Raw genomic sequence first — 16,621 nt, 5'->3', positions numbered from 1 at the left:
TTGAATCGGGAAAATGGCGAACCACTCGACATGGTTGATCAGGTGTTTTGTACGACGATGGAGGGGAATTTCAAAGACATGTCTTTGGATTGTTCGGCAATCCGAACGGCCACTTTGCGAGCAATGTCCTTGTAAGACTTTGCAAGATCGCCATCGGGGTCGGCAATCACGGTCGGTTTTCCAGAGTCTGCCTGCTCGCGAATTCGGATGTCCAGCGGCAAACCACCGAGGTAATGCAGATTGTAGTCGGCCGCCATTTTCTGCCCCCCGCCCTGTCCAAAAATATGTTCCTGGTGACCACAGTTGGAACACACATGAATGGCCATGTTTTCAACAATGCCCAGAATGGGAACACCCACCTTTTCGAACATTTTCAAACCCTTGCGGGCGTCCAGCAGTGCAATGTCCTGGGGGGTGGTCACAATGACAGCGCCAGTCACCGGCACTTTCTGCGACAAGGTCAACTGAATGTCACCGGTGCCGGGGGGCATGTCGACAATCAGATAATCCAGATCACGCCAGTTGGTTTGCTTGAGCAACTGCTCCAGTGCGCTGGTGACCATGGGGCCGCGCCAAACCATGGGGGTGTCTTCATCAATCAAAAAGCCAATGGACATGGCCTGAATGTTGTGGCCTTCCATGGGGTCAATGATTTGACCGTCCTCCGATTGAGGGCGCCCTGTGATACCGAGCATGGTGGGCTGTGAAGGGCCGTAGATGTCGGCATCCAGCATGCCAACCCGAGCACCCTCGGCAGACAACGCCAGCGCCAGGTTAACAGCGGTGGTGCTTTTGCCCACCCCACCCTTGCCGGAAGCCACCGCAATAATATTCTTGACGTTGGGCATCGGCTTTAAGCCGCGCTGAACTGCATGGGTTTGAATCTTGATCGAACCATTCACACTGACGTTTTCAACACCAGCAACGGTGCGCACTGCCGCAATGGCTTGTTTGCGCAACCCATCCAACTGGCTTTTACCGGGATAGCTCAGTTCGAGGTCAAGGCTGACATCACCGCCATCGACTTGGATGTTCTTAATTTGCTTTGCGGACACCAAATCCTTACCGAGATTGGGGTCGATGACACTGCGCAGCGCTTCACGCACCGTGTCTACACTGACTGCCATACACATTCTCCTCGAGCGACGTCGATCGTTAACTGTTATTAGCGGAGAGTCTATCGGTTTTTCAGGGTGTCCGGATGAGGAAACCCCGAAAGAAAGCGTGCGGAACAGATGAGACAAACCCTAACTGATGTGAATGATTGACCAAGTGAGGGCATCCTCCACTTTTTGCAGACAGGTGTTGATAGCATGGCGGTCGTTGGATACGCACACTGGAGTCAACCCATGAAAACCTATGTTTGCATTGTTTGTGGCCTGACCTACTCGGAAGCAGCAGGCATGCCCTCAGAAGGCATTGCGCCTGGAACCGCCTGGGCGGATGTTCCTGCGGACTGGCTATGCCCAGACTGTGGCGTTGCCAAGTCTGATTTCGAAATGGTTGAAGTCTAATCAGAAAAACTTAGTCGCCCGACACGGCGTCCACACCGGCCTCAACCACAGCCCCGGTGACCCGGATGCCTGTTGACACCACAGCACCGGTGACGGAAATGGCGGCACCTGCTGTGGCGGAGGCCACAGCACAGCCCTGCAGGCCTTGCAACGTCAGCAGTAACCCGACAACCATCACACACATTCTTTTCATGTCAGCTCCGATGGGCCAAGCGCTTGGCCAGTGTTGAATGGTGAACTTCACCATTTTGCATAGTGGTCTTCACACCAGCCGGTCAGTGAATTCAGTTGGAACGTCCTTCCCAGGCCAGCGACCGCTAGCGTACCCGAAAACTCGCCATGGCATTGATTGAAACGACTGGCCAAGACACCCAAGTTCCGGTGATCGTCAATGCTGCCAATCGGGGTGAATTGCAAATCAACCTGACCGCATTGGGAATAAACGCGCCATGGCTTCAAGACGTTGTCACGGTCATAGTCAAACAACACCAAAGGCAGGTCGTGACGTTGCCCATCAACCCAAACCACGTTTTCATGTGCGCTGGTCTCATTGACTCCGCGGGCCAAGTTGATGGACAAGCGGGTTTGAGCGGTGTCATCCATGCCCGTTGCGCAGGCCCAATTCCAGAACGTTTCGCGCCGCAGAAAGCCTGCTGTCCAGTCGTGATAACACCCGGTATGTTCCGGCAGCTCAGTAGCCGACGTACCACAACGGATTTGACCGCGCACCAGGCAGGCACTGGTTTTTTGGGCGTAGGCAAACCCGGTGTTGCCAATGGGGGTATTCATGGACAGCACTTCGCCGGGCGTGCACAGCAATTCAACTTCACCGCTGAAATGCGGGCCCAAGCTGAACTCTAGACGCCGCAACGTTGACTCTCGATGCGAGCGCACCCAGTGCTGCTTCAACCAAGGGTGTTTCCAGTGGCTTGTGCCCAAGGGCTGGTAATCCACCGTCAACCCCATGTCCAAGGGCAAATCGAACTGCAATCGCTGGCGGAGGTTCCCATGTTGAACCATGTAGGCAAACACCGAATTAACAAGCCCCAAACGCACGAGGCCCAAACCGAAGGTAAATCCTGGTGCGCTTAGCCCATAGAAGTCAAAGTGTTTCATCAACCAGGGCTTGACCCAAGCAGGACGAGGACGCCCCAAGGCTGTTCGGGCGTCAAAGTCACGCCAGTTAATATTATCGGGCAAGGCGTCGAAACGACCCCAGCGCGGCTGACCGTTGGGCTGAATGAGGTTCATGAATGGAAAAGGGGCAGACGATGTCTGCCCCCTTGTTTCAAGATATTGACATTAAACCGGCAAATTGCTGGTCACTGGGTCCAAAGCCGATGGGTCCAGCATGCTGGCCACGGAGGACAACGGCGTCCCTGCCGCAGCTCCCATCAACGGGTCCAACACCATGTCCAAAGGCGTGCCTGTGGTTCCACCCGCGCTGCCGCCAGCATCACCACCGGCGCCACCACCAGCAGCATCAGCCAAGGGGCCGAGCACCATGTCCAAAGGTGTGCCTGTGGGGCCATCGGTCGTGCCGCCACCGCCGGCACCACCCGCAGCATCAGCCAATGGACCAAGCACCATGTCCAACGGGGTGCCTGTGGGGCCATCGGTCGTACCGCCGCCACCTGCGCCACCCGCAGCGTCGGCCAAAGGCGCCAACACCATGTCCAAAGGTGTGCCAGTTGGTCCATCGGTTGTGCCGCCGCCACCTGCACCACCCGCAGCGTCGGCCACAGGGCCAAGCACTGCATCGAGCGGGGTTCCGGTTGGGCCAGCATCGCCACCTGCACTGCCACCACCACTGGCGCCTGCAGAAATTGCATCACTCAAGGGGCCTGTGACTGCCGCCAAAGGGGTGCCTTCCGCGGCACCAAAAATGGGATCCAAAGCCGCGTCCAAAGGCGTACCTGTCGTGCCGCCCGTTGTTCCGCCACCATTTTCGCTGGGCGTCCCTGTGCCGCCCGACGATGTCGACGTCGGCCCTGTGCCCTCGTCACTGCCGGAAGACAGCAAACCAATGCCAATGGCACCCGCGCCAACCGCCGCGGCGGTGCTGTCCAGGGCCATGCCGGCCAACAATCCGCCATCAAACAGGCCCAGCAAACCACCGCCTGAACCTTCGCCGGTGGCTTCCACGCCCTGCATAACCACTTGGTCTGCAAACTCGGGATCCAGATTGGCAATGGTCACGCCATCTTGCGACAACGCTTCAAACACGTAGGCCAGCTTGTCGCCTTTCATGGTGGTGTCGACGATCACGCTACCGGAAGGGGCAACCATCAGCTTGCCCATGGGCTGACCATATTGGTCTGCCAAGGTGATGGAGGTACGCCCATCCTGACCGGCGGTGATCACATCACCCGCGGAAACCGGCTCACCCGATTTCAGCGCAATGGTTTCACCATTTCTCATCACCGTGACAGTGCCTTCTACATCACCGACGGTACCAATAACCTGTGCTGCCATGCTGCCTCCAATTGTCATTATTGTGATCAATCACCACGTTGGTAGTGATACTGGCAAGAAACATCAATGGATTCAGCCAGACTAGGTCAACACAAAGATCAGGATGCCCAGCACGCTGCCCCAGACGGCGCCGATCAACGGCATCATCCATTCATAGCGGGAAAATACGGGTCGAAGGGCCCGCTCAAACTCCAGGGGTGGCAAGGCCGCAAGCCGCTCTACAATCACTTCTTCAATGCGCAAAGCGTCGTTTAGATAGACTCTGGCAGCCATGAGGTGCGACTCCAGTTTGCTGGCAAACACCTGCGAGGCATCCCGCTTGATGGCCACCCATTGCTCTGCCCCCAACAGCGTGACCAGCAATGGCTTGATCCCTGCGGACTCCAGGTCCATGGCCTTCTGAACATGGTGCTCAATCAAGGTGGACAAGTTGACTGAATTGGGGCCGCGACACAGGGCCAGAACAATATTTTCAGTGGTGAGTACTTCCCTGGCCGCTGTTTGGGCAAACATTTCGGCAATGTGGCGCTGGTCCCTGAAGAAGAAACCGGTAAAACGCCCCAAGCGCACACGCCCATGGTCTGGATGAAAAAACAGGCTCTGGAGCGCCAACGAATTGGCGACAGCCCCAAGAATTAAACCAGCCATTGCAGACACATACCATTGAATATTGAAGTGGTTTAGAGCAACCAAACCCAACCCGACCACCAAACCCGCAAACAGGGCAAAGCGGAGGATGTAAGCCATCGGGTCACGGCCCGCACTCTTGAACAGGTCCACCACCAAAAATGGCTTGGTGTTGATCACGTCCAGCACCAACGTCTTAAGGCTAAGGTAGTAAGCAGGCTTTTTCTGCAAATCCAGAATGATTTGCTTGGCCGAGCTGGGCACAATCCCCCGAATCCGCATGATGATGGAGTTCTGAATGAAGCTCGGAAGGCTTTCCCAGAGGGTGGGTTTGTGACGCAACATGACCTCGCGACAGGCCAGGTCAGCCGTTTCCTGCATGGGTGGTGTCAAGCGGTCGGACAAACCTTGTGCAGGAATGCGCCGAATCATTTCATCCAAAGGCAACAGCTTGTGGGTCATCAACCGCACTGCAATTTCGGCCATGATGTTTTTTTGATGAGGCACCAGGCCTTGCCAGCCCAAACCCTCAAGCCCCAGCTGATGTAAGCCCAGTTTTCGAAACAGAGGAATCCGGATGCCCTTGAATTCCTGGGGATTGAACATGAGCCAGAAAGCGGCGGCCTGAAAACCCCAGGCCAGGAGCAAACCACCCAAACCCGCTGACAAAAACACCGCCCACACTGGCAAGCCCAGATGCGAAAAGGAAAATTCCAAAACGAAGCCCCGATTTGATGATAAAAATTATTGATCTAGATGTATTGGCACTTGGCCGGAAATTTGGCCGTTATACTTCCGCAATGGTGCAACGGTTTTTCAAGGTTTATTACAACACCGAGCAGCGAGCACCAATATATCTAATACTCTATCAATAAAAACTAAAAACTCTTAGGGGACGCCTTCAATGAACTGGGCTAACATTTGGGCCGATGTTCAGGCCAATTACCTGATCTACGGTTCCATTCCCATTGTCGCGGCCATCTTGGGATACATCACCAAGATTGCTGCGGTCAAAATGATGTTCTACCCGATGAAGTTTGTCGGCATTCCACCCTTTTTTGGGTGGCAAGGCATTGTGCCCCGCAATGCATTGCGCATGGCCTCAATTGCAGTGGACACCATCACCACCAAACTGGTCTCCGTTCGAGAAGTGGTCTCCAAACTCGACTCCGAACGCTTGGGCAAAGAATTGGAAGGCCCGGCCATGGAGGTGATTGAAAGCATCATCCGAGAGGTGATGTCGCGTCATCAACCGCGGCTTTGGGAAAGCCTGCCGAACTTTGCCCAGCGAAAGCTGATTGATCGTGTCAAAAAGGATGTGCCGGGCGTCATCACCAGCGTCATGGAAGACATCAAGAAAAACATTGATGAAATCATGGACTTGAAGGCCCTGGTGATTCGGATCCTGATGAAGGACAAGCACCTGCTGAACCGCATTTTCCAGGAGGTGGGCCGAGACGAATTCAAGTTTTTTGGCGTGTCAGGCCTGTACTTCGGTTTCATGATTGGCTTGGTGCAGATGTCCCTGTGGATCTTTTTGAAAGAGCCCTGGATTTTGCCAACCTTTGGTTTCCTGGTGGGCTTTATTTCCGACTGGGTTGCGCTGAACATTCTGTTCGAACCCAAGAAGCCCATTCCATTTGGCTCCTACACCATTCAAGGTTTGTTCCTGAAGCGTCAACAGAAGGTGGCAGCCGATTACGCGAAAATCATCGCCAACGACATTTTGACCCCACACACCATCATCGGTGAAATGGTGGCGGGCCCCTTGTCCGAACGGGTCCAGAAAATGGTGGATGAACGGGTTAGGGAAATGGTCGACAGCAAAGCCAGCATTGTCAAACCGTTTGTGGTCATGGCGGTGGGTGCCGAAACCTTCCAGAAAATGAAGCAGGACACCGCCGAGCTTTTGATGGAGCGTCTGGAAGACGTGATCATGCATGCAGAAAGCTACGTTCAAACCTCGTTGGACATTGAAAACGTGGTGGGCAAAAAAATGCAGGCCATGACTCCCCTGGAATTTGAAGGCCTGCTTCGCCCGGTCTTCAAACAAGAGGAATGGATTTTGATCATCGTGGGTGCTGTGCTGGGCTTCCTGGTGGGTGAAGGCCAGTTGATGGCCATGATGCACTTCGGTGTGTTGTAGCGCCCTGCCCGCTGTGGGCTTTGTCATCACCGCATAAAAAAAGCCAACCGGTTTCGGTTGGCTTTTTTGTTGGCCTTGCTGCGCAGGTGGCGATTACTTTTCGACAAACGCCCGCTCGAACACATAATCACCAGGCTCGCCAATGCCCGGCGAGACCACAAAACCTTTGGCGTCCAGAATGGAGCGGATGTCGGCCAGCATGCTGGGGCTGCCGCAAATCATGGCGCGGTCTGTTTCCGGGTTTAGGGGTGGCAAACCGATGTCTTTGCACAAGTCGCCATTTTCCATCAGTGTGGTAATACGCCCGATGTTTTTGAATTCCTCACGGGTCACCGTGGGGTAATAAATCAGCTTTTTGCGAACTTCTTCACCCAGAAATTCGTTGTTGGGCAATTCCTCGGTGATGTATTCACCATAGGCCAATTCGCTCACGTAGCGCACGCCGTGCACCAGCACCACCTTTTCAAAGCGCTCGTACACGTCTGGGTCTTTGATCAAGGCCATGAATGGAGCGAGGCCAGTACCGGTACCAAACATGAACAGGTTCTTGCCCGGCTTGAGGTCGTCGATCACCAAAGTGCCGGTGGGCTTTTTGCTGACCAGCACTGGGTCGCCCACTTTCAAATGCTGCAAGCGCGAGGTCAGTTTGCCATCGGGTACTTTGATGCTGAAAAACTCGAGGTGCTCTTCATAGTTGGCGCTGGCAATGCTGTAGGCACGCAACAGGGGTTTGCCCTCCACTTCCAGGCCAATCATCACGAAATGTCCGTTGTGAAAACGCAAGCCCGGGCTGCGGGTGGTTTTGAAACTGAAAAGCGTGTCGTTCCAGTGATGAACTTCAGTGACGTGTTCTTGAATCAAATTGGACATGGCTGGTGTATTAAAGCGCCGCAGTGCGGCAAAGTTTGCAGTGGCGCCCATGATAGCGCAGCGCCGCAAAAAACGGTCTAAGTCATTCTATTTTTTAGTTATTTGCTTATTTGGAGTTGCCACTCTAAAAGCTTGTCCCATTCAATGTACGCAAGGAGGTTATAAAGTTAAATCAAACACCTACACACAATAAAAACCATGGCAGAGACAAGCACCCTTCAACATCTGGTCAATACGCGACAGGTGGTCCACTCCGGCGACGTAGACCTTGCAGTGACGGCTTACGGCGACCCGCAAAATCCAACCATCATTCTGGTGCACGGGTACCCCGACAACAGCGCTGTCTGGAACCCGGTGATTGAGTATCTGTACCATCATTTTCATGTGGTGACCTATGACGTGCGAGGTTGCGGAGAATCCACCGAACCCGGCTGGATGTGGGACTACACGCTGACCAAACTGTCGGAAGACTTGCAGGCGGTGATGCGGGCGGTTTGCCCCACGCAACCCGTGCATTTGGTGGCGCATGATTGGGGTTCCATACAAACCTGGGAAAGCGTGACAGACCATCGCCTGAAACCCCGCATTGCCAGCTACACCAGTATTTCCGGACCTTGCCTGGACCACATCGGGCAGTGGTTCCGGCAGGGTTTGACCATGGGTAACCGGAAGGCCTTGGGACAGGTGCTGGGCCAAGCCGTGCACTCGTGGTACGTGGCGGCTTTCCAGTTGCCACTGCTGGCCCCCTCGGTCTGGAAATTGGGCCTGGACAAGGCTTGGCCGGGCATTTTGAAACGGATGGAAGGCCAGGCTGTTGAAGCCAACGGGTCTCAGCGCAAAGATGGCGTGAATGGCATTAACCTGTACCGCGCCAACATGGTGCCCAGGTTGAGCAACCCGCGCATTCGACAAACATCGGTACCGGTTCAACTGCTGGTGCCCACCAAAGACAAATTTGTGACGCCGCCCATGGTGGAATCTTGCTACCCCTACGTGAGCAACCTGTGGCGAAGGGATGTGGAGGCCCACCACTGGGTGATCCAGACCCATTCGGAATGGGTGGCCAATTGCATTGCCGAGTTTGTGGAGTTTGCGGACACAGGCCGTGAAACACCCAGCCTTGCAAAAACACGGGTCGAACTCTAAGGCACCGGAAGACGCTGCGTTCATCCATCAGACTGGAGTCATTCAAACGATTTGAATGACTTCTTCAAGCTTTTGATGCAGGTTTGCATCACCCTGCCCGTACACTCAAGGTTTGTTTCAACCTGAGTCACCGGAGCATCCATGAAGGCATCAACGTTCATCGCGAAATTTCTTTCACTGTCCTTGGGTTTTGCAGCGTTTGCAGGTGCTGCCCACGCCGCTGAATACACGATCGACCCCAGCCACACCTACCCTGCGTTTGAAGCTGACCACATGGGTGGCGTGTCAAAATGGCGCGGCAAAATCAACAAATCTGAAGGGACTGTGAGCTTCGACGCCGCGGCAAAAACCGGCAAGGTGGATGTGACCATCCAGATGGCCAGCATCGACTTTGGTTTTCAAAAAATGAATGAGCACGCGATTGGCCCAGATATTTTCGACACGGCCAAATACCCCACAGCACGTTTTGTCAGCGACAAGTTTGTTTTTGAAGGCAACAAATTGGTGTCCATTCCCGGCCAGCTCACCTTGAAAGGCGTGACCAAGCCAGTGACCCTCAAGGTGAATGAGTTTTTGTGCAAACCCCATCCGTTTGCCAAGCGTGAGGTGTGTGGTGCCGATGCCGAAGCCGTGATTAACCGCGGAGATTTTGGTGTGGATTACGGTTTGGCCATGGGTTTTAAACCCGAGGTGAAACTGCTGATTTCTGTTGAAGCCATCAAGAACCCCTAACAGAACCTGTGGTTTTGGCTATAGGCCCAAGGCCAGGCTTGCGTGGTACGTGATGAACGACGCCACGTAAGCCAGCACAAACAGATAGCCTGCCGCAGCCAGCGGCATGGTCCACCCGCCTGTTTCGCGCCGAATGGTGGCCAGCGTGCTAAGGCACATCGGCGCAAACACATACCAAGCCAACAAAGAAAATGCGGTTGCCAGGGTCCAGCCCTGGGCAATCAGCGGCATCAAGGCCTGTGCGGTGTCCTCGGTTGCCGACGACAGTGCATACACTGTGCCGAGCGAACTCACCGCCACTTCACGGGCCGCAAGCCCGGGAACCAGGGCAATGCTGATTTGCCAGTTAAACCCGATGGGGTGAAACACCACGGCCAGTGCTTTGCCCAGCATGCCCGCCATGCTGTATTCAATGGGTGCCCCTGTGGCCCCAACCGGGGGCGCCGGGAAGCTCGCCAAAAACCACAACAGAATGGTCAAGCCCAGAATGATGCCGCCCACCCGGCGCAGAAAAATCAGCACCCGCTGCCACAGCCCCAGACCAACGTTCCACAGGCGCGGCCAATGGTAGCTGGGCAGCTCCATCATGAGGGAGCGGACCTGACCACGGGTTGTGAACTGCTTCAAGACCCAGGCCACCAGCATGGCACTCAAAATGCCCGCCAGATACAGCACAAACAACACAACGCCCTGCAACTCCACCCCACCCCACAGGGCTCGGGATGGCACAAAAGCGCCTATCAGCAGCGCGTACACGGGCAGCCGTGCCGAGCAGGTCATGAGCGGTGCAATCAGGATGGTGACCAGCCGGTCACGCGGATTGTTGATGGTGCGGGCCGCCATGATGCCCGGAATGGCACAGGCGAAGCTGGAAAGCAACGGTATGAAAGATCGACCCGACAAGCCCACGCCACCCATGATTCGATCGAGTAAAAACGCAGCCCTGGGCAAATAACCAGACTCTTCAAGAATGAGGATGAAGAAGAACAAAATCAGAATTTGGGGCAGGAATACAAACACGCCACCCACGCCCGCAATCACGCCGTCCACCATCAGGCTTTTGAACCAGCCATCGGGCAGCAAGGAACCCACCCAGGCGCCCAACTGCGTTGCACCGGCATCGATCAAGTCCATGGGTGCTTTGGCCCAGGTGAACACAGCCTGGAAAATAAAAAACAAAATAACGGCCAACAAAGCTGGACCAATCACCGGGTGTAGCACCACACGGTCAATGCGGTCACTGGTGTGCTGTGGGACAAGGCCATCCAGTTGCAAGCGTTCCAAAATGCCCTTGACGGCCTCGTGATCGCCACGTGCATCCAGTTCAGGATTTTGATTGCAGCCAGACTCGGCAGCCACCAAGCCATCCACACCGCCTTTCCACACATCGGGTTGATCGAGCAAGGCACGCAAAGCTTGCGCGCCATCCCCGACAATGGCCACGGTTTTAACCACCGGCAAACCCAGTTCGCGGGACAGTCCGTCCAAATCAATGTGCAAGCCCTGCTTTTCAGCCAAATCGACCATGTTGAGGGCCACCACACACGGAATGCCCAAGCGTTTAACAGCCAGCACGAGGCGCAAATTGCGGCGCAGATGCGTGGCATCCACCACACACACCACCAGGTCTGGGCGCTTTTCACCTTGGGCACGGCCGTACAACACATTCACGGTGACCGCTTCGTCTGGAGAACGGGGGTGCAGGCTGTAGGCGCCGGGCAAATCGAGCACACGCAAAGCCTTGCCATGGCTGGTCAGCATTTTGCCTTCCTTGCGCTCCACCGTGACGCCGGCGTAGTTGGCCACTTTCTGGTTGCTGCCAGTCAGGCGGTTAAAAAGTGCGGTTTTGCCACAATTGGGATTGCCGACCAAGGCCACCAAGGGGCCGCCCTTGAAGAAGTGCACAACCTGCTGGTTCATGCTGCGGCCTTGAAGGCTCCAGAGAGGGAATCAGCCACATTGACACAAGCGGCCTCTGCGCGCCGAAGGGCGAAGGTGGAGTCGCCAACGCGAACCACCAATGGGTCGGAACCAGGCATGCCTCGGGTAAGAACCACCACCGTTTCGCCGGGAATAAAACCAATTTCATACAGCCAGGCAGCCCATTCCGGGCTTTGCTCCGGTGCGCAGACTGACACCACGACCTTGGGCACGTGAAGGTCAATGTCGTGCAAGCCTTGAATGCCTGTTGTTGGATGAATACTGGTGTGAACCGCTTGAAGCATGGTCGCGCAAGTGCCTGTTGAAACCCAAACAATTCAAATGAGAATTGTTTTTATTATAAACACAGCACTGCGCATTCGCCAATCAAAAGATGGTGCTTGTTGCGCTTATTCCGCTTTTTCGGCGGCCAACTCTTCCAGCAGCGCTTTGGCCTGCCGCATGCTGTCCATGGCAGCAGGAAAACCGCAGTACACGCTGGCGTGAATAATGAGTTCACGCAGTTGCTCGGGTGTCACGCCATTGTTCAGCGCGCCCCGCATGTGCAACTTCAACTCGTTGGGCCGATTCAACGCCATGAGCATGGACACCGTGGCAATGCTGCGCAGCTTGGGTTCAAGCCCCTCTCGGGTCCACACGGTGCCCCAGGCATGGGAAGTAACGATGTCTTGCAGGGGTGCGGCAAAATCGTTGGGGTCGGCCACCGCCTTGGACACATAGGCCTGGCCCAGTGTCCGTGTGCGCATGGCCTTGCCGGCCTCGTAGTTGACCGGTTTGTTTGCCGATGAATCAGCGGGCATATTTCTCACCAATTTTTTCAATAAACCGGTCTACGATACCTTCAAACATGGTCTTGATGAAGCCAGGTGTTGCCGCTTTCAGCAACATGGGCACCTTGATGTCACGCAGTTGGCCATTGATCTGGATTTCAACCGCCACCTCACCGCCTTTGTCATGGAACTCAAAGCAGCCTGACAAGGTGGCATTGCCCACGCCTTCCTTGCCCTTGAAATTCAATTTGCCATTGGCTTTGTCTACTTCGTAAGTGGCCGCATAGTGCACGGCATGCGACACACCCATGGCGCCAATCGGCTTGAGCTTCCACTCAAAGGCATTGGGGCCCAATTTGGTGAGACTTTCCAGCTTGGGGAAAATGGAAATCAGCGGCTCAATGGCTTCCAGATCGGCCATCAGTCGCTTGTAATCCACTTTGATGGTGGCTGTTTTGTCCAATGCGAGCTTGCTGTCCATGTGCGTGAATCTCCTCAGATTTGTTGGGTGTGCCACGCCGTACAGTACACTGGCGTGCAGAAACGTCAATTCTTTCAATTATACTCATGAGTAACATCCCTGTAGACCCCCTGGCTCGAATTCAATTTCTGAACAAGCAATTGGAAGACGAGGCCTTTGACACCACCACCGCATTGATCACGGCATTTCGCAGTGAAAAGGCCTTGTTGGCTGAATTACCAGCGGTATTTGAGGGCGCCCTGGAAAGTATTCTGGAGCGTCTGGAGAGTGTGGCCATGTTCTCCGGTGAAAGCTGCTCTTTCAGCCAAAGTGACTTGCTGGCAGCGCTCAGCATTTGGCTGGAAAAAGCCCGCTCATACCTGGAAAAGCAATTGGGGATCGAGAACTAATCAAAACCACGCAACCCCAAGGCAACGGGTCAGGCGTCCATGGTGCCGGGCTGGGCAGCACGCAAGCGAAGCAGCCGAGCCAAGAGCTCGTCCAGTTTGTCAAATTGCACTGGCTTGACCAGGTGTTCCTGCATGCCTGAAGCCATGGAAGCCTGAACAGTGGCCTGATCAGACAGCCCGGACAGGGCACACACAAAGGTGTGGGCGCTTGCGCCCTGAACATCCGCCCGCAATCGGCGGGTGGTTTCATGCCCATCCATCTCTGGCATGTCGATGTCCATGAGCACCAAGTCAAAACGGGTTTGCTGGGCCAGTTTCAGTGCTTCAGCCCCACTTTCGGCCTGCACCACGCGATGACCGCGTTTGCTGAGGTAACGGTTGAGCAGCTTCAGGTTCATGGGGTGATCGTCGACAATCAGAATGTCCATCGCCCCATGGGCATCCTCGTCCACCGCAGCCACCGCGGCCGGCTGCTCGCGCTGCGCCACGGGCAAGTTCAAACTCACCATGAACACAGACCCCACCCCCGGCTCGGATGTGACCTCGATTCGCCCCCCCATCAGGTCCACCAGCCCCTTGGAAATGGCCAAACCAAGACCTGTGCCGCCAAACTGGCGATTGATGGCCCGATTGGCTTGGGTGAACCGGTTGAACAATTTGCGCACACTGGCTTGAGAAATGCCGATGCCACTGTCGGAGATTTCGATGAATGCATCCACACGGCCATTGACCGGGCTGGAGGACAACAAACGGATGCGAACAAAGCCCTGATCCGTGAACTTCAGGGCATTGGAGACCAGGTTTTGAATAACCTGCCGGAGACGGTTTGAATCGCCGCGCACCCACAACGCCCCGGCCGGCTCGTGACTGTAGGCGAAATCCAGCGACCGTTGCAAAGCCAACGGTCGATTCAGGTCCGTGACCTGGCGAAGCAGACCATCCAGATCAAACGCGAAAGCCTCCAGCCGGATGCCATTGGCCTGAATGCGCGAATAGTCCAGGATATCGGTGAGGATCAAATTCAGACTGTTGGCAGCGGATGAAATATTGTGTGCATCTGCTTTCTGGTGCGGGTCGCTGGCATTGTCTTCGAGCAGGCGGGCAAAACCGACAATCGCATTCAGCGGTGTGCGAAGTTCATGGCTCATGGTGGCCAAAAACTCGGATTTGGCCTGGTCGGCTGCTTCCGCCTCTTCGCGGGCCTGCACCAGCGCACTCACATCCATCCAGACCAACATGAGTTGAACGCCACCGTGCACCACACGCCGCAGCGCCGTCACCTGAAGATACATGGGCACTTCGCCAGCCCGGCGGTTGAGGGCCAACACCAAAGACTCCCGCTGCGGAAACGCCACTTTGCTGCTCACCAACTGAACGAGGGACTCCCGGTACTTGGTTTGTACGGGCTTGAGCAACACGGACCAATCGGCCCGTACGTCATCACGCTGAACCGGCAAAAAACGCTGCACAGACTCATCCACGTATTCCACTTGTGGAGCACCAGTGGCCGGGATGGACAACACCATCACAAAACCGTTGATGCCCTGTTGAATGCCCTGAATGCGCTCTGCGCTTTGACGAAATGCAGCAGTGAGCAGAGCGTTTTCCCGTTCGGCTGACTCGACCCGGTCAATGAGAATGTCGATGATCTGGCCCGCATGGGGAAAAGACCCGGGCTGAAACAAATGGATGGCGGCCGGATTGCCCCACAACTTCGAAACCAGCCAGACCCGCGCTAGCCAGCCACCCACGATACCGGCCAAACCCGCCGTCACCGACAAAAGCAATAATTGCCCAACCCAAGCCAACTGGCTGATTTGGCTCCAAAACACCAGGGCACTGAGCAGTGAAAAGACGAACAGCAACAGCGACACCGGGCGCGCTTGCCACAAAGACCGGGTCTGCCGGAACAAAGCCCCAAAGAAGCTGGTGCCGTTGGTCGAGCCTGTGTCAACTGAAGAGTGCAATGGTCCAGAAACCCACAAAAAGGTGTACACGTTCAAGGAGCCGAAGGGCCCGCCTGAAACTGATACCGCCAGCCCACGCAATTGGATGAATACAACACACGCTTAAAAATACTGTACACAGTTACAGTGTTTATTGTACAGTTGTTTCTCAGAGTGATACCAATTGAGCGAAAGGGGAACAACATGAGTGTAAAGCGCTTTGTGGCATTTTGGTTTGTTTGGGTGGTGGCCTGTGCATGGATCATTGAACCTGGCGTCATCAACCCCTTGTTCTCTGTAACAGAACCCAGCATATCGCTGGCCTGGAATTCGGTGAGCAGCGATGTGGGCCATGCCGGCTTTTTGACAGAATCCATCCATCCAGTAGAATCCATGGACTATTTCAGGGCCATCTGCATGCTCTACTTGGGGCTGCCACTGATGGCGTATTTGGGTACTCAATGGAAGGCGCTGTAACACCAAGCAGCGAAATGGGGGGTTATGAAGTTCGGTCTGAAAACCATGGCGTTTTTGTATTCCGCCACCCTGTTGTCTGGATGCGCATCGTCCAACCCCTACTACGATGCGAGTAAGCCACACCACCGGCCCGATGGGTTTGTCAACAGCGACGGCACCCGCATTGCCAAGTCCATGGAGGATGTGCTGCGCTGGTACCGGGAACGTTTTGGAAAAACCCTTCCACCACCCCCCGGGGAATTTCGCGCCTCCTACGCCGATTTCAAAGTTCACCCCTTCTCCAAGGCCGAATGGGAAGCCGCTGGCGACCGAACGGCAACCTGGCTGGGCCATGCCACCGTATTGCTGAAAATCCAGCAATTCACCGTTCTGACTGACCCGCACTTTTCCCCGCGCGCCTTCCCCATTCAGTGGGCAGGCCCGGCCAAACGAAAAGTGGAAAGCCCGGTGACCGTTGACCAATTGCCCCCCATCAATGCGGTGGTGATCAGCCACAACCACTACGACCACCTGGACAAAAACACCATCGTTGAATTGGCCAAACGTCAGCCCAGCACCGTGTTTTTGGTGCCTTTGGGGGTGGAGCGCACGCTGACCGATTGGGGCGTTGAAAACACCGTTGCGCTGGACTGGTGGGACACTGCCGAAGTCAATGGAGTGCCCATCACGCTGGTGCCCGCCCACCATTGGTCCACACGCACCTGGAGTGATCGCAACGAAACCCTGTGGGGCGGTTGGGTGGTCCAACACCCTGCCCTGCGGTTCTACTTCTCTGGCGACACGGGCTACAGCAAGGATTTTGTTGAGATTGGCAAACGTTTGGGACCTTTCGACCTGAGCGCCATTGCGGTGGGCGCCTATGAACCCCGGTGGTTCATGAAGGAACAGCACATCAACCCGGAGGAAGCGGTCAGAATTCACCGCGAGGTGAAATCAGCGCGCTCTTTGGGTGTTCACTGGGGAACCTTTGAGCTGACCGACGAGGCGCTGGACCAGCCGCTGGGCGATGTCCGACAGGCGGCACAGCGCGCAGGCCTTGCAGAAGACGAGTTCGTCATGCTGGAGCATGGGCAGACCCTGGCGCTCGACAAACCCTAGATTTGTCTA

The 16,621-nt window shown here is 55.4% G+C and carries 18 protein-coding genes; 7 read left to right on the top strand and 11 right to left on the bottom strand.

Features of this window, described 5'->3' with window-relative positions:
* Positions 1 to 38 precede the first annotated feature (38 nt).
* A complete protein-coding gene (gene apbC, locus VGE55_RS07715) occupies positions 39 to 1,127 on the bottom strand; it encodes an iron-sulfur cluster carrier protein ApbC (protein WP_331131129.1) in 1,089 nt (362 codons plus the stop codon).
* Between the two features lie 222 nt (positions 1,128 to 1,349).
* On the opposite strand from apbC, the gene VGE55_RS07710 reads away from it, so the two are divergent.
* The gene (locus VGE55_RS07710) at positions 1,350 to 1,514 is read left to right on the top strand and encodes a rubredoxin (protein WP_331131128.1); all 165 of its coding nucleotides are present in this window, start codon (positions 1,350 to 1,352) and stop codon (positions 1,512 to 1,514) included.
* A 10-nt stretch (positions 1,515 to 1,524) separates the two neighbouring features.
* On the opposite strand, the gene VGE55_RS07705 is transcribed toward VGE55_RS07710, so the two are convergent.
* The 4 genes from VGE55_RS07705 to VGE55_RS07690 all read right to left on the bottom strand — a co-directional run bounded on the left by VGE55_RS07705 (position 1,525) and on the right by VGE55_RS07690 (position 5,333).
* A complete protein-coding gene (locus VGE55_RS07705; RefSeq protein WP_331131127.1) occupies positions 1,525 to 1,689 on the bottom strand; it encodes a hypothetical protein in 165 nt (54 codons plus the stop codon).
* 65 nt (positions 1,690 to 1,754) lie between these two features.
* Complete coding sequence (locus VGE55_RS07700) at positions 1,755 to 2,765, bottom strand: DUF2804 domain-containing protein (RefSeq protein WP_331131126.1); 1,011 nt, start codon at positions 2,763 to 2,765, stop codon at positions 1,755 to 1,757.
* 51 nt (positions 2,766 to 2,816) lie between these two features.
* Positions 2,817 to 3,989, bottom strand: a complete 1,173-nt coding sequence (locus tag VGE55_RS07695) for a hypothetical protein (protein ID WP_331131125.1) — start codon at positions 3,987 to 3,989, stop codon at positions 2,817 to 2,819.
* Between the two features lie 81 nt (positions 3,990 to 4,070).
* Positions 4,071 to 5,333 carry a hypothetical protein gene (locus tag VGE55_RS07690; RefSeq protein WP_331131124.1) on the bottom strand — a complete coding sequence of 421 codons (1,263 nt, stop codon included), beginning with the start codon at positions 5,331 to 5,333 and terminating at the stop codon, positions 4,071 to 4,073.
* Between the two features lie 187 nt (positions 5,334 to 5,520).
* Between VGE55_RS07690 and VGE55_RS07685 the strand changes: the two genes are divergently transcribed.
* A complete protein-coding gene (locus tag VGE55_RS07685; RefSeq protein WP_331131123.1) occupies positions 5,521 to 6,762 on the top strand; it encodes a DUF445 domain-containing protein in 1,242 nt (413 codons plus the stop codon).
* A gap of 93 nt (positions 6,763 to 6,855) precedes the next feature.
* On the opposite strand, the gene VGE55_RS07680 is transcribed toward VGE55_RS07685, so the two are convergent.
* Positions 6,856 to 7,632, bottom strand: coding sequence for a ferredoxin--NADP reductase (locus tag VGE55_RS07680; protein ID WP_331131638.1), 777 nt, complete (start codon positions 7,630 to 7,632; stop codon positions 6,856 to 6,858).
* Between the two features lie 198 nt (positions 7,633 to 7,830).
* On the opposite strand from VGE55_RS07680, the gene VGE55_RS07675 reads away from it, so the two are divergent.
* Both VGE55_RS07675 and VGE55_RS07670 read left to right on the top strand, forming a co-directional pair.
* Positions 7,831 to 8,778 carry an alpha/beta fold hydrolase gene (locus tag VGE55_RS07675; protein WP_331131122.1) on the top strand — a complete coding sequence of 316 codons (948 nt, stop codon included), beginning with the start codon at positions 7,831 to 7,833 and terminating at the stop codon, positions 8,776 to 8,778.
* Positions 8,779 to 8,919: 141 nt separating this feature from the next.
* On the top strand, positions 8,920 to 9,510 hold the full coding sequence (locus VGE55_RS07670; protein ID WP_331131121.1) for a YceI family protein: 591 nt from the start codon (positions 8,920 to 8,922) through the stop codon (positions 9,508 to 9,510).
* 18 nt (positions 9,511 to 9,528) lie between these two features.
* Here the strand turns inward: VGE55_RS07670 and feoB are convergent, their stop codons facing one another.
* The 4 genes from feoB to VGE55_RS07650 all read right to left on the bottom strand — a co-directional run bounded on the left by feoB (position 9,529) and on the right by VGE55_RS07650 (position 12,702).
* Positions 9,529 to 11,430 carry a ferrous iron transporter B gene (gene feoB / locus VGE55_RS07665; protein ID WP_331131120.1) on the bottom strand — a complete coding sequence of 634 codons (1,902 nt, stop codon included), beginning with the start codon at positions 11,428 to 11,430 and terminating at the stop codon, positions 9,529 to 9,531.
* Positions 11,427 to 11,735: a FeoA family protein gene (locus tag VGE55_RS07660; RefSeq protein ID WP_331131119.1), complete on the bottom strand. Its 309-nt coding sequence runs from the start codon at positions 11,733 to 11,735 to the stop codon at positions 11,427 to 11,429. Before VGE55_RS07660 ends, feoB begins: the two co-directional genes overlap by 4 nt.
* Positions 11,736 to 11,840: 105 nt before the next feature.
* Positions 11,841 to 12,251: a carboxymuconolactone decarboxylase family protein gene (locus VGE55_RS07655; RefSeq protein WP_331131118.1), complete on the bottom strand. Its 411-nt coding sequence runs from the start codon at positions 12,249 to 12,251 to the stop codon at positions 11,841 to 11,843.
* Positions 12,241 to 12,702, bottom strand: a complete 462-nt coding sequence (locus VGE55_RS07650) for a hypothetical protein (protein ID WP_331131117.1) — start codon at positions 12,700 to 12,702, stop codon at positions 12,241 to 12,243. Before VGE55_RS07650 ends, VGE55_RS07655 begins: the two co-directional genes overlap by 11 nt.
* Positions 12,703 to 12,788: 86 nt before the next feature.
* Between VGE55_RS07650 and VGE55_RS07645 the strand changes: the two genes are divergently transcribed.
* Positions 12,789 to 13,091, top strand: coding sequence for a hypothetical protein (locus VGE55_RS07645; RefSeq protein ID WP_331131116.1), 303 nt, complete (start codon positions 12,789 to 12,791; stop codon positions 13,089 to 13,091).
* A 29-nt stretch (positions 13,092 to 13,120) separates the two neighbouring features.
* On the opposite strand, the gene VGE55_RS07640 is transcribed toward VGE55_RS07645, so the two are convergent.
* A complete protein-coding gene (locus tag VGE55_RS07640; protein WP_331131115.1) occupies positions 13,121 to 15,058 on the bottom strand; it encodes an ATP-binding protein in 1,938 nt (645 codons plus the stop codon).
* A gap of 183 nt (positions 15,059 to 15,241) precedes the next feature.
* Between VGE55_RS07640 and VGE55_RS07635 the strand changes: the two genes are divergently transcribed.
* Positions 15,242 to 15,514 carry a hypothetical protein gene (locus VGE55_RS07635; protein WP_331131114.1) on the top strand — a complete coding sequence of 91 codons (273 nt, stop codon included), beginning with the start codon at positions 15,242 to 15,244 and terminating at the stop codon, positions 15,512 to 15,514.
* A gap of 24 nt (positions 15,515 to 15,538) precedes the next feature.
* Entirely contained in the window at positions 15,539 to 16,612 is a 1,074-nt protein-coding gene (locus VGE55_RS07630) for an MBL fold metallo-hydrolase (RefSeq protein WP_331131113.1), read from the top strand.
* The last annotated feature ends 9 nt before the right edge of the window (positions 16,613 to 16,621 follow it).

Origin of the sequence: Limnobacter sp. (assembly GCF_036405155.1) — a bacterium.
Classification (GTDB): domain Bacteria; phylum Pseudomonadota; class Gammaproteobacteria; order Burkholderiales; family Burkholderiaceae_B; genus Limnobacter.
Note: the sequence above shows the minus strand (reverse complement) of the source record. Positions and strands in the feature narration are given on the sequence as shown.